A 13,164-nucleotide genomic window follows, 5' to 3' on the forward strand; every position below is an offset into this window, starting at 1 on the left:
CGATCAAATGGTTGAAATCGAATTAGACGGCAAGAAAGTCGAAGTCCCACCAGGTTCCATGGTGATGGACGCCGCAAACAAACTCGGCACCTATATTCCGCACTTCTGCTATCACAAGAAATTGTCGATCGCAGCGAACTGCCGCATGTGCCTGGTCGAAGTGGAGAAGGCGCCAAAGCCGCTGCCGGCATGCGCCACGCCAGTGTCGCCAGGCATGATCGTGCGCAGCCACAGCGACAAGGCCGTGCAGGCCCAGAAGTCGGTGATGGAATTCCTGCTCATTAACCACCCGCTGGATTGCCCGATCTGCGACCAGGGCGGCGAATGCCAGCTGCAGGATCTGGCCGTCGGCTACGGCAAGAGCGGATCGCGCTACGAAGAAGAAAAACGCGTGGTGGCCCCGAAAGAGGCGGGCCCGCTGATCTCGATGGAAGAGATGTCGCGCTGCATCCAGTGCACCCGATGCGTGCGTTTCGGCCAGGAAGTGGCCGGCGTCATGGAATTCGGCATGCTGGGCCGCGGCGAACACTCCGAGATCACCACCTTCGTCGGCAAGACCGTCGACTCGGAAGTGTCCGGCAACATGATCGACCTGTGCCCGGTCGGCGCGCTGACCAGCAAGCCGTTCCGCTACTCCGCGCGTCCATGGGAACTGCAGCGCCGCAAATCGGTGTCGCCGCACGATTCGCTGGGCGCCAACCTGATCGTCCAGGTCAAGGGCGGTAAAGTGATGCGCGTGCTGCCGCTCGAGAACGAAGCGGTCAACGAGTGCTGGCTGTCGGACAAGGAGCGTTTCTCGTACGAGGCGCTGGACAATGCCGACCGCCTGACGAAGCCGATGATCAAGCAGGACAACAAGTGGATCGAGACCGAATGGTCGACGGCCCTTGAATATGTTGCTCACGGCCTGCGCAATATCCGCCACGAGCACGGCGCCGACAGCCTCGCGGCCGTCGCCACCGCCCACTCGACCGTGGAAGAACTGTACCTGCTGAACAAGGCTTTCCGCGGCTTCGGTTCGGAGAACGTCGACTTCCGCCTGCGCCAGAGCGATTTCGCGCTGGATGGTCAAGTGACCCCATGGCTGGGCATGCCGATCGCGCAACTGTCGACCCTGAAGCGCGCACTGGTCATCGGTTCCTTCCTGCGCAAGGATCACCCGCTGGTCACCACCCGCCTGCGCGCCGCCACCAAGGCCGGCCTGCGCCTGTCGGTGCTGGGTGGCAGCGACGAAGAACTGCTGATGAAGGTCGCCCACAAACTGGTCGCGGCGCCAAGCGACTGGCTGGTCGCGCTGTCGGAAGTCGTGGTCGCCATCGCCGCCGACAAGAACATCGCCGTGCCAGCCGGCTTCGAGAACATCGAAGCGTCGGAGCAGGCGAAAGCCATCGCCGCCTCGCTGGTCGTCGTCGGTGACGTCGAAGTCCCAGGCGCGATCCTGCTGGGCAACGCCGCCGCGCAACATCCGCAAGCCTCGAAGATCCACGCCGCCGCGCAATGGATCGCCGAGCAGACCGGCTGCTCGTTCGGCTACCTGGTCGACGCCGCCAACACCGTCGGCGGCCACCTGGTGGGCGCCACCTCGGGCAAGAAGGAATCGCTGTTCGCCACGCCGAAAAAAGCCTATGTGCTGCTGAACGCGGAACCGGAACTCGATGCAGCCAACCCGCAGCAAGCCGTCGCTGCCCTCCAGCAGGCCGAGATGGTCGTCGCAATGTCGGCCTTCAAGCACGGCATGGATTACGCCGACGTGCTGCTGCCGATCGCACCGTTCTCGGAAACCTCGGGCACTTTTGTGAACTGCGAAGGCCGTGCACAGAGCTTCAACGGCACCGTGCGTCCGCTGGGCGATGCGCGTCCGGCCTGGAAAGTGCTGCGCGTGCTGGGCAACCTGCTGGGCTTGAGCGGCTTCGACTACGAGACTTCGGAAGCGATCCGCGACGAAGCTTTCGGCAAGGGCAATACCGATCTGTCCGCCAAGCTGAACAACGTGGCGAAACTTGCCTTGAGCGCGGGCAGCTATGCCCCGGCCGGCCAGCTCGAGCGCCTGACCGACGTGCCGGTGTACTTCACCGACGCGCTGGCCCGCCGTTCCGAGCCGCTGCAGCGCACCGCCGACGCCAACGCGCCGCTGGTCACGCTGTCGAAAGCGGTCGCCGAATCGATCGGCGTCACTGCCGGCGACAAGGTCAAGGTCTCGCAAGGCAACGGCTCGGCCGTCCTGGTCGCCAGCGTCGACAAGACCCTGCCGTCGAACGCGGTGCGTGTCGCCGCCGGCCATCCGGCCGTCGCCACGCTCGGCGCGATGTTCGGTTCCATCCAAGTTGAAAAAGCAGGGGAGGGCAAGTAATGGCAACGCCCGGTTACATCGATTCATTCAACGCCGGCGGCGCCGACCTGCTCGGCCCGGTCTGGCCGCTGGTCTGGACCATCATCAAGATCGTCGCGGTGGTCGCACCGCTGATGATCGCGATCGCCTACGCCACCCTGTGGGAACGTAAATTCATCGGCTGGATCCAGATCCGTATCGGCCCGAACCGCGTCGGCCCCGGCGGCCTGCTGCAGCCGATGGCCGACGGCCTGAAACTCTTGATCAAGGAAATCGTGATTCCGGCCAAGGCGAACCGCAACCTGTTCGTCATCGGCCCGATCATGACCATCATGCCGGCGCTGGCCGCCTGGTCGGTGGTGCCGTTCGGCCCGCAGTTCGCGCTGGCAGACGTCAACGCGGGCGTGCTGCTGCTGCTGGCGATCACCTCGGTCGAAGTCTACGGCATCATCATCGCCGGCTGGGCTTCAAACTCGAAGTACTCGTTCATGGGCGCGATGCGCGCCTCAGCACAGATGATCTCGTACGAAATCCCGATGGGCTTCGTCCTGGTGGTCGTGCTGATGGTCTCGGGCACCCTGAACCTGTCGGGCATCGTCGCCGGCCAGCAAGTGGGCATGTTCGCGGACATGGGCATCAACTTCCTGTCGTGGAACTGGCTGCCGCTGTTCCCACTGTTCATCATCTACCTCGTGTCGGGCCTGGCCGAGTGCGGTCGTCACCCGTTCGACGTGATCGAAGGCGAATCGGAAATCGTGGCCGGCCACATGGTCGAGTACTCGGGCATGTCGTACGCGATGTTCATGCTGGCCGAATACGGCAACATGATCCTGATCGGTACCCTGGCTTCGCTGTTCTTCATGGGCGGTTGGTCGGCGCCGTTCGCCTTCCTCGAAGTGGGCGGCACCATTGGCGGCTTCATCGGCTTCTTCTGGCTGTTCCTGAAGGCCTTCCTGTTCGTGACCTTCTTCATCTGGGTCCGCGGTACCTTCCCACGCTACCGCTATGACCAGATCATGCGCCTGGGCTGGAAAGTGTTCATCCCGCTGACCCTGATCTGGCTGGTCGTCGTCGCCGTCTGGATGCAGACGCCGTGGAATATTTGGAAGTAAGGAACGGACATGTCTCGAATGAAAGAAATCCTCGGCAGCTTGATGCTGACCGAGTTGATCAAGGGCCTTGCCCTGACCGGGAAATATGCGCTGTCGCGCAAGATCACGGTCCAGTACCCGGAAGAAAAGACCCCGATGTCGAACCGCTTCCGCGGCCTGCACGCGCTGCGTCGCTACCCCAATGGGGAAGAGCGCTGCATCGCCTGCAAGCTGTGCGAAGCGGTGTGCCCGGCCATGGCCATCACGATCGAATCGGCGCAGCGCGATGACGGCACCCGCCGCACCACGCGCTACGACATCGACCTGACCAAGTGCATCTTCTGCGGCTTCTGCGAAGAATCGTGCCCGGTCGACTCGATCGTGGAAACCCACGTGCTGGAATACCACGGCGAGAAACGCGGCGATCTCTATTACACCAAAGAGATGCTGCTCGCCGTCGGCGACCGCTACGAAGCCGACATCGCCGCCGCCCGCGAGGCGGACGCGAAGTACCGCTAAACATAAGGGTCCTGGGTAAGTCATGACATTTACAACTGTTCTGTTCTACGTGTTCGCGGCCATCATGGTGCTGGCCGCACTGCGCGTCATCACCGCCAAGAATCCGGTCCACGCCGCGCTGTTCCTGGTGCTGGCCTTCTTCAACGCGGCCGGCATCTGGCTGCTGCTGAAGGCCGAATTCCTCGCCATCGTGCTGGTGCTGGTCTATGTGGGCGCCGTCATGGTGCTGTTCCTCTTCGTCGTCATGATGCTCGACATTAATATCGACCGCATGCGCGAAGGCTTCTGGGGCTACCTGCCCCTGGCGTCCGGCATCGGCGCCCTGATCGTGCTCGAGATGGCCGCCGTGCTGTGGCGCGGTTTCGTCGACTTCGAGCAGACGCCCGAAGCGGCCGCCCTGAACATCGGCGGCACCAAGGAACTGGGCCTGCAGATCTACACCAAGTACATCTACGGCTTCGAGATCGCCGCCGTGGTGCTGCTGGTGGCGATCATCGCCGCCGTCGCCCTGACCCTGCGCCGCCGCAAGGACACCAAAGCCATCGACCCGGGCCAAGCGGTTCGCGTCAAGCGTAACGACCGCCTGAAGATCGTCAAGGTCGAAACGGTCAACCAGCGCGCCATCGACGCAGCGAACGTCGAGAAGGCAGCCGCAGCCGCAGCCGCTGCAGCAGCCGCCGCCGAACCGAAGGAGCCAAAATGACTTTGTCGCTCGCACACTACCTGATCCTGGGCGCGATCCTGTTCGCGATCTCGGTGGTCGGCATCTTCCTGAACCGGAAGAACATCATCATCCTGCTGATGGCCATCGAATTGATGCTGCTGGCGGTGAACCTGAACTTCATCGCCTTTTCCCATTACCTGGGCGACGCGGCGGGGCAGATTTTCGTGTTCTTCATCCTGACCGTCGCTGCCGCCGAATCCGCAATCGGCCTGGCAATCCTGGTGGTCCTGTTCCGTAACCTGGACACGATCAACGTGGAAGACCTCGACAGCCTCAAAGGCTGATGAGCTCGTCTCGATAACTAATAACGAATAAGGTTCAACATGGCGGGGCAAATTTCAACCTCACTCTTACTGGCGGTGCCTCTGGCGCCGCTGGCAGGCTCGGCGATCGCCGGCCTGCTGGGCACCAAGTTCCTGGGCAATGTGGTCGGCCGCAAGGTGTCGCATACGGCGACCATCCTGGGCGTGCTGATCGCGCTGATCATCTCGGTGCAAACCCTGATGGCCACGCTCGACGGCTTCAAGCTCAATGAAGACATCTACACCTGGATGACGGTCGGCACGCTGAAACTGGCGGTCGGCTTCCAGATCGATACCCTGACCGCGATGATGATGTGCGTCGTGACCTCGGTGTCGCTGATGGTCCACATCTACACGATCGGCTACATGGCGGAAGACGACGGCTACAACCGCTTCTTCTCGTACATCTCGCTGTTCACCTTCGCGATGCTGATGCTGGTCATGTCCAACAACTTCCTGCAGCTGTTCTTCGGCTGGGAAGCGGTGGGCCTGGTCTCGTACCTGCTGATCGGTTTCTGGTACACCCGTCCGACCGCGATCTTCGCCAACATGAAGGCCTTCCTGGTCAACCGTGTCGGCGACTTCGGCTTCATCCTGGGTATCGGCCTGCTGCTGGCCGCTTCGGGTTCGATGAACTACACCGAAGTGTTCGCCCAGGCCGACCAGCTGGCCCTGATGACCGTGCCTGGCACCGACTGGCCGCTGCTGACCGCCGCCTGTATCTGCCTGTTCATCGGCGCGATGGGCAAGTCGGCGCAGTTCCCGCTGCACGTCTGGCTGCCTGACTCGATGGAAGGCCCGACCCCGATCTCGGCACTGATCCACGCCGCGACCATGGTTACCGCCGGCATCTTCATGGTGTCGCGCATGTCGCCGCTGTTCGAACTGTCGGATGGCGCGCTGTCGTTCATCATCGTCATCGGTTCGATCACCGCGCTGTTCATGGGCTTCCTGGGCATCATCCAGAACGACATCAAGCGCGTGGTCGCCTACTCGACCTTGTCGCAGCTGGGTTACATGACCGTGGCGCTGGGCGTGTCGGCCTACTCGGTCGCCGCCTTCCACCTGATGACCCACGCCTTCTTCAAGGCGCTGCTGTTCCTTGGCGCCGGCTCGGTCATCATCGGCATGCACCACGACCAGGACATGCGCAACATGGGCGGCCTGAGGAAATACATGCCGATCACCTGGATCACCTCGCTGATCGGTTCGCTGGCCCTGATCGGTACCCCATTGTTCTCGGGCTTCTACTCGAAGGATTCGATCATCGAGGCGGTGCACGCAAGTAACCTGCCGGGTTCGGGCTTCGCCAACTTCGCGGTGCTGGCCGGCGTGTTCGTCACGGCGTTCTACTCGTTCCGTATGTATTTCCTGGTGTTCCATGGCGAAGAGCGTTTTGGTAAAGCACATGCACACGATCATCATGACGATCACGCGCATCACAAAACTGCCGCGCACGATCACTCGGATCCGCACGCCAAGCACGATTCGGACGCGCACCATGAAGAAGAGCACGATGACCACGGCCACCACGGCCTGGCCCCAGGCCAGAAGCCGCACGAGTCGCCATGGGTCGTGACCCTGCCGCTGATCCTGCTGGCAATCCCGTCGGTCATCGTCGGCTACCTGGCGATCGGTCCTATGTTGCACGGTGATTTCTTCGACGGCGTGATCACCGTCAATCCTGCTCACCCTGCGATGGCTGAACTGGGCGAGATGTTCCATGGCGCCGGCGCGATGGCCCTGCACGGCCTGCAGACCGCACCGTTCTGGCTGGCACTGGCAGGCGTCGTTGCCGCCTACTACTGCTATATGGTCAATCCGCGCGTACCGGCCTGGTTCTACGCCAAGCTCAAGCCGCTGCACACCCTGCTGGACAACAAGTACTACATGGATGCGTTCAACCAGAAGTTCTTCGCTGGCGGCGCACTCGGCGTGGGCAAGGGCCTGTGGAATGTCGGCGACCGCGGCCTGATCGACGGCCTGGTCGTCAATGGCAGCGCCAAAGTGGTGGCCTGGTTCTCGACCATCACCAAGCGCGCGCAGACCGGTTACATCTATCACTATGCGTTCGTGATGATCGTCGGCGTACTGGCAGCGATGCTGTACTTCTTCCCGTTCTGGCGCGGTTAATCACAGGCAGAGATAAAGAAAAATGATGCAGTCAACAATTTCTACGTTTCCACCGTACCTGAGTCTGGCGATCTGGCTCCCGATCCTGTTCGGCGTGCTGGTCCTGGCCATCGGCCGCGACAAGAACGCCGGGATGGTGCGCATGATGTCGCTGGTCGGCGCCGTCGTCAGCCTGCTGCCGACGATCCCGCTGATCGCCAACTTCGACAACGCCGCCCACGGCATGCAGTTCTATGAACAGGCGGCCTGGATCGAGCGCTTCAACGTCTTCTACCGCCTCGGCGTGGACGGCCTCTCGCTGTGGTTCGTGCCGCTGACCGCCTTCATCACCATCATCGTGGTGCTGGCGGCGTGGCAGGTGATCGAAGAGCGCGTGGCCCAGTACATGGGCTCGTTCCTGATCCTGTCGGGCCTGATGATCGGCGTGTTCTGCGCGCTGGACGGCCTGCTGTTCTACTTCTTCTTCGAAGCCACCCTGATCCCGATGTACATCATCATCGGCGTGTTCGGCGGCCCGAACCGGGTGTATGCGGCATTCAAGTTCTTCCTGTACACCTTCTTCGGTTCGCTGCTGACCCTGGTCGCGATCGTCTACCTGTACACCCAGTCGCAAACGTTCGACATCCTGGCCTGGCATCAGCTGCCGCTGACGATGAAAGAGCAGATTCTGATCTTCATCGCCTTCTTCATGGCCTTCGCCGTGAAAGTGCCGATGTGGCCGGTGCACACCTGGCTGCCGGATGCCCACGTCGAAGCGCCGACCGGCGGTTCGGTCGTGCTGGCCGCGATCATGCTGAAGCTGGGCGCCTACGGTTTCCTGCGGTTCTCGCTGCCGATCACCCCGGACGCATCGCAATACCTGGCGCCGGTCGTCATCGGTCTGTCGCTGGTGGCCGTGATCTACATCGGTCTGGTGGCCCTGGTGCAGAAGGACATGAAGAAACTGGTCGCCTATTCGTCGATCGCGCACATGGGTTTTGTCACCCTGGGCTTCTTCATGTTCAACGACCTGGGCGTGCAGGGCGGCCTGATGCAGGCGATCTCGCACGGCTTCGTGTCGGGCGCGATGTTCCTGTGCATCGGCGTGCTGTACGACCGCGTGCACTCGCGTGAAATCGCCGACTACGGTGGTGTCGTGAACACCATGCCGAAGTTCGCCGCCTTTGCCGTGCTGTTCTCGATGGCCAACGCCGGCCTGCCGGCGACCTCGGGCTTCATCGGCGAGTTCATGGTGATCCTGGGCGCGGTCGAATTCAACTTCTGGACCGGTGTCGCATCGGGTACCGCCCTGATCCTGGGCGCGGCCTACTCGCTGTGGATGGTCAAGCGCGTCGTGTTCGGCCCTGTCGCCAACAAGAAAGTCGCCGAGCTGACCGACCTGAACGGCCGTGAGTTCGCCATCCTGTCGGTGCTGGCAATCGCCACCCTGGCGATGGGCCTTTATCCAGCGCCGATCGCCGAGACGCTGCAGGTGTCGGTCACCGACCTCTTGCAACACGTCGCAGTCAGCAAAGTGCCTCAATAAAACGCCATGAATGAAATGAACTCGACCCTGTTATCGGCTGCCGACACCAATCTGGCGCCGGTCTATGCCGAAATCTTCCTGCTGATCGCGACGTCGGCGATCCTGCTGATCGACCTGTTCCTGAAAGAGGGCAAGCGCAACCTGACCTACGGCCTGTCGCTGCTGGCGATCGGCGGCTGCGCGATCTTCTCCTTCATGGACTTCAACGCCGGCACGACCGTGTACACCTTCAGTGGCATGTACGTGGCCGATCCGATGTCGAACCTGCTCAAGATGTTCACCTACCTGGCCACGGCCATGACCATCGTCTACTCGCGCCAGTACGCCGGCGAGCGCGGCATGATGTCGGGCAACCTGGGCGGTGAGTTCTACACGCTCGCGCTGTTCTCGATGCTGGGCCAGATGATCATGATCTCGGGTAACAGCATGCTGTCGATCTACCTGGGCCTGGAACTGATGTCGCTGTCGCTGTATGCGCTGGTGGCACTGCGCCGCGACCACGCAATCTCGACCGAAGCCGCGATGAAGTACTTCATCCTGGGCGCCCTGGCATCGGGCTTCCTGCTGTACGGCATCTCGATGATCTACGGCGCGACCGGTTCGCTCGACATCACCACCATCGCGCAAGTGACCGCCGCCGAAGGCGCAAACCGCACCATCCTGGTGTTCGGCCTGGTGTTCGTGGTGGCCGGCCTGGCCTTCAAGCTGGGCGTGGTGCCGTTCCACATGTGGGTGCCTGATGTGGTGCAAGGTTCGCCGACCGCCGTGACCCTGCTGCTGGGCGGCGCGCCGAAGATCGCTACCTTCGCCATCGTGATCCGCCTGCTGGCCGAAGCGCTGCCTTCGATGGCCTTCGACTGGCAGCAGATGCTGCTGGTGGTCGCCGTGCTGTCGCTGGCCTTCGGTAACGTGACCGCGATCGCGCAGACCAATATCAAGCGCATGCTGGCATATTCCACCATCGCACAGATGGGCTTCGTGGTGCTGGCCCTGGTGGTCGGTAACGTCGATGGCGACACCACCAATGCCGCAGCCGCCTACAGCGCCGCGATGTACTACACCATCATCTATGTGCTGACCACGGTGGGCACCTTCGGCCTGATCATGATGCTGGCGCGCGCCGGCCATGAGGCGGAGCTGATCAGCGACTTCAAGGGTCTCGGCAAGCGCAGCCCATGGTTCGCGATCGTCGCCACGATCCTGATGTTCTCGTTGGCCGGCGTGCCGCCGATGGTGGGCTTCATCGCCAAGTATGCCGTGATCCAGGCCGTCGCCGATGCCGGCATGGTGTGGCTGGCCATTGTGGCAGTGATGTTCTCGCTGATCGGCGCGTTCTACTACCTGCGCATCGTCAAGACCATCTGGTTCGACGAGGCCGTCGACACCGCCGCGATCTCGACCCCGGCCGACATGCGCGTCATCATGTCGCTCAACGGCGTCGCCATCGTCGTGCTGGGCATCGTCCCGGGCGGCCTGCTGGCGATCTGCTACAGCGCCATGCAGGCGACCCTGGCGAACTGATCCATGGATAGCTCGCTGGCCGCATTGCTGGTGATTGCCCTCGCCTTGGCGGGGGCCAATCTGCCGTTCGTGAACGAGCGCCTGTTCGGGTTCGTGCCGGTCCCGGCCGGCAAGGCCACGGCAGGGGAGCCGCGTAACAAGGCTTTCGCGCTGCGCCTGCTCGAGCTGGTGGTCTTGTACTTCATCGTCGGGCTGGTCGCCAGGCTGCTGGAATCGCGCATCGGTTCGGTGTTCGTCCAGACCTGGGAGTTTTATGCGGTTACCGGCTGCATGTTCCTGGTGCTGGCGTTTCCAGGGTTCGTGATGCGGTATATGCGCAAGCGTCGCGGCTGAGTTCCCGTTCCTTGAACGCGTCGGCGGCGGAGCCGCCAACCCTACGGTAAGCAGGGTTGGCGCTCCGCCGCCGACGCGTTTGGCTTATGATATTTCCCATCTGCGTAACATTGGAGCCCATAGTGTCGGACCTGAAAGAAACCCGCATCGACGGCGGCGTCGTCTACGACGGCCATTTCCTGAAAGTCGAGAAAGACCGCATCCGCCTGCCGGACGGCTCGGAGAGCCAGCGCGAGTTCTTCCGCCATCCCGGCGCCGTCGTGATCCTGCCGCTGCTGCCCGATGGCCGCGTGCTGCTCGAGCGCCAGTTCCGTTATCCGAACTCGCAGGTCTTCATCGAATTCCCTGCCGGGAAGATCGACCCGGGCGAAGACCACCTCGAATGCGCCAAGCGCGAACTCAGGGAAGAAACCGGCTACACGGCGGGACGCTGGCGCTTCGTCTGCACCATCCATAATGCGATCGCCTATTCGGACGAGCACCTCGAGATCTTCCTGGCCGAAGACCTGACCGCGGGCGAGCAGCAGCTCGACGCCGGCGAGTTCCTGGAGCTCTTCAGCGCCACCGTGCCCGAGCTGCTCGAGATGGTGCGCAAGGGCGAGATCACCGACGTCAAGACCATCATCGGCACCTTCTGGCTCGAGAAGATCCTGGCCGGCGACTGGACGCCTGCCTGACGATCATGCGGCCGTGTCGGAGCCTGGCTGTGTTGTCGGCGGCGATTGCGATCGTCGCGTCGGCCCCGGCCTCGGCCCAGACCCGCACCCCGTTCCAGGCGCAATGCGAGGACACCATCGGCGAGACGATCTCGGTGCTGTCCAGCCGCAGCGAAGGCTACCGCATCGACAACACGCGCTCCTACTTCGACCTGACGCGCCTGAAGGGCAGCGTGCGCCGCGGTTCCTGGGTGCTGGGCCTGACCCATACCGAGGCGCGGGTGAGCATCAAGGTCGGCGGGCGCATGTTAACGGATCGGTCCAGCGGCTACGAGTGCGTCGCGCCGCGCATCGACGTCAACCTGTATTACGCGCCGATTGTGATCTACGTCAGCCGCGAATTCCCGCCGGGATCGTGTTCCTACCGGGAAGTGCTGGCCCACGAGATGCGCCACCTGCAGACCTACCAGGATTTTTTGCCGAAGGCCGAAGCCATCGTCCGCGCCCGGCTGGCGGCGCGCTTCGCCGGCAAGCCGCTGTATGCGCCCATCGGACAAGCGCGATCCCTGCTCCAGCGCGAAGTCGACCGCAGCTGGATGCCCTACATTAAACGTGAGATGGAAAAGGTCGAAGTATTGCAGGCAGCCATTGATACGCCGCAGGAATACGCTCGCCTGGGCAAGGTTTGCGCAGGTGAGGTACAGTCTTTGCTTAGACAGGCAACACGAAGCAGTTCATGACCACCGAACAAGCAAACGAAACGAACAGGGCAGCGCAGCAGCACGTCGCCCTCATTCCGGCGGCCGGCGTCGGCGCCCGCATGGCGGCCGGCAGCCCCAAGCAATACCTGGCCATCGGCGCCAAGCCCATGCTGCGCCACACGGTCGACGCCTTCCTTTCCAGCCCGCTGATCGCCCACACCTACGTGGTGGTGAGCGCGGACGATCCCTTCATCGACGGCGTGCTGCCCGACGCAAACGAACAGGGCAGTCGCGTCACCGTGCTGCGCTGCGGCGGCGCGACCCGCATGGAGTCGATCCGCAACGGCCTGCATGCGCTGGCCGCCGTGCTCGGCGCACAAGACCGCGTGCTGGTCCACGACGCCGCCCGGCCGGGCCTGAACGCCGCGCTGATCGAACGCCTGATCGTCGAGACCGGCGACCATGCGGCCGGCGGCCTGCTGGCCCTGCCGGTGGTCGATACCGTCAAGCGCAGCGGCGCGGACGCGGTCGCCACCGTCCCGCGCGATGGCTTGTGGCTGGCCCAGACCCCGCAAATGTTTTCCTACGCGCTGCTGTGCCGCGCGCTCGACGCGGCCACGGACCCGGCCGCGATTACCGACGACGCCAGCGCTGTCGAAGCGTTGGGCCTGGCGCCGAGACTGGTCGAAGGCCATCCGCGCAACCTGAAAGTCACGCTGCCATCCGACATCCGCATCGCCGAGATGTACCTGGCGCTCGATTCCACCATTTGACCGACACGAACCACACACCATGGCACTCGCATCCTACAACCCCCATCCTCCGTTTCGCATCGGCACCGGCTATGACAACCACGCGCTGGTCGAAGGCCGCAAGCTGATCGTCGGCGGCGTCACCATCCCGCACCGCCTGGGCCTGCTGGGCCATTCCGACGCCGACGTGCTGCTGCATGCGATCATCGATTCGCTGCTGGGCGCGGCCGCGCTGGGCGACATCGGCAAGCATTTTCCTGACACCGACCCGATGTTCGCCGGCGCCGATTCGCGCACCCTGCTGCGCGAAGTCGCGCACCGCGTGCTGAACTCGGGCTACACCATCGGCAATATCGACGCCACCATCATCGCCCAGCAGCCGAAGATGGCGCCGCACATCCCGCTGATGGTCTCGCGCATCGCCGAAGACCTGGGCGTGTCGCCGCAGCAGGTCAACATCAAGGCCAAGACCAATGAAAAGCTGGGCTACCTGGGCCGCGAAGAGGGCATGGCGGCGCACTCGACGGCGCTCCTGATCCGGGCTGCTACAGAGTAGTATTGACGGGGTTCGGCAAAGG

13 protein-coding genes are annotated in these 13,164 nt (G+C 63.0%); all 13 read left to right on the forward strand.

The genetic code is table 11. The features are described 5' to 3' along the window. The first annotated feature begins 7 nt into the window (after positions 1-7). The 13 genes from nuoG (at position 8) to ispF (ending at position 13,142) form a co-directional block, all read left to right on the forward strand. The gene (gene nuoG, locus J3U95_RS06105; protein ID WP_208277751.1) at positions 8-2,350 is read left to right on the forward strand and encodes an NADH-quinone oxidoreductase subunit NuoG; all 2,343 of its coding nucleotides are present in this window, start codon (positions 8-10) and stop codon (positions 2,348-2,350) included. Beyond that, positions 2,350-3,441: an NADH-quinone oxidoreductase subunit NuoH gene (nuoH, locus tag J3U95_RS06110; RefSeq protein WP_005666438.1), complete on the forward strand. Its 1,092-nt coding sequence runs from the start codon at positions 2,350-2,352 to the stop codon at positions 3,439-3,441. Before nuoG ends, nuoH begins: the two co-directional genes overlap by 1 nt. Positions 3,442-3,450: 9 nt before the next feature. Continuing rightward, the gene (nuoI, locus tag J3U95_RS06115) at positions 3,451-3,939 is read left to right on the forward strand and encodes an NADH-quinone oxidoreductase subunit NuoI (RefSeq protein WP_005666441.1); all 489 of its coding nucleotides are present in this window, start codon (positions 3,451-3,453) and stop codon (positions 3,937-3,939) included. 22 nt (positions 3,940-3,961) lie between these two features. Next, positions 3,962-4,642, forward strand: coding sequence for an NADH-quinone oxidoreductase subunit J (locus J3U95_RS06120; RefSeq protein WP_208277752.1), 681 nt, complete (start codon positions 3,962-3,964; stop codon positions 4,640-4,642). Then, on the forward strand, positions 4,639-4,947 hold the full coding sequence (gene nuoK / locus J3U95_RS06125) for an NADH-quinone oxidoreductase subunit NuoK (RefSeq protein WP_005666445.1): 309 nt from the start codon (positions 4,639-4,641) through the stop codon (positions 4,945-4,947). The genes J3U95_RS06120 and nuoK overlap by 4 nt, the downstream gene beginning before the upstream one ends. Before the next feature lie 39 nt (positions 4,948-4,986). Then, the gene (gene nuoL, locus J3U95_RS06130) at positions 4,987-7,098 is read left to right on the forward strand and encodes an NADH-quinone oxidoreductase subunit L (RefSeq protein WP_208277753.1); all 2,112 of its coding nucleotides are present in this window, start codon (positions 4,987-4,989) and stop codon (positions 7,096-7,098) included. Positions 7,099-7,120: 22 nt separating this feature from the next. Continuing rightward, positions 7,121-8,623 carry an NADH-quinone oxidoreductase subunit M gene (locus tag J3U95_RS06135; protein WP_005666449.1) on the forward strand — a complete coding sequence of 501 codons (1,503 nt, stop codon included), beginning with the start codon at positions 7,121-7,123 and terminating at the stop codon, positions 8,621-8,623. A 6-nt stretch (positions 8,624-8,629) separates the two neighbouring features. Beyond that, positions 8,630-10,144 (forward strand): NADH-quinone oxidoreductase subunit NuoN, encoded by a 1,515-nt coding sequence (gene nuoN, locus J3U95_RS06140; RefSeq protein ID WP_208277754.1) that lies wholly within the window; start codon positions 8,630-8,632, stop codon positions 10,142-10,144. 3 nt (positions 10,145-10,147) lie between these two features. Further along, the gene (locus J3U95_RS06145) at positions 10,148-10,477 is read left to right on the forward strand and encodes a DUF2818 family protein (protein WP_208277755.1); all 330 of its coding nucleotides are present in this window, start codon (positions 10,148-10,150) and stop codon (positions 10,475-10,477) included. A gap of 119 nt (positions 10,478-10,596) precedes the next feature. Next, positions 10,597-11,154 carry an NUDIX domain-containing protein gene (locus tag J3U95_RS06150; RefSeq protein WP_208277962.1) on the forward strand — a complete coding sequence of 186 codons (558 nt, stop codon included), beginning with the start codon at positions 10,597-10,599 and terminating at the stop codon, positions 11,152-11,154. A gap of 29 nt (positions 11,155-11,183) precedes the next feature. Beyond that, entirely contained in the window at positions 11,184-11,873 is a 690-nt protein-coding gene (locus J3U95_RS06155) for a hypothetical protein (RefSeq protein WP_208277756.1), read from the forward strand. After that, positions 11,870-12,607, forward strand: a complete 738-nt coding sequence (ispD, locus tag J3U95_RS06160; RefSeq protein ID WP_208277757.1) for a 2-C-methyl-D-erythritol 4-phosphate cytidylyltransferase — start codon at positions 11,870-11,872, stop codon at positions 12,605-12,607. The genes J3U95_RS06155 and ispD overlap by 4 nt, the downstream gene beginning before the upstream one ends. Positions 12,608-12,626: 19 nt before the next feature. Then, positions 12,627-13,142, forward strand: a complete 516-nt coding sequence (ispF, locus tag J3U95_RS06165) for a 2-C-methyl-D-erythritol 2,4-cyclodiphosphate synthase (RefSeq protein WP_109347082.1) — start codon at positions 12,627-12,629, stop codon at positions 13,140-13,142. Positions 13,143-13,164 lie beyond the last annotated feature (22 nt).

It is taken from the genome of Massilia oculi (genome assembly GCF_017582745.1).
Taxonomy (GTDB): Bacteria; Pseudomonadota; Gammaproteobacteria; order Burkholderiales; family Burkholderiaceae_D; genus Telluria; species Telluria oculi_A.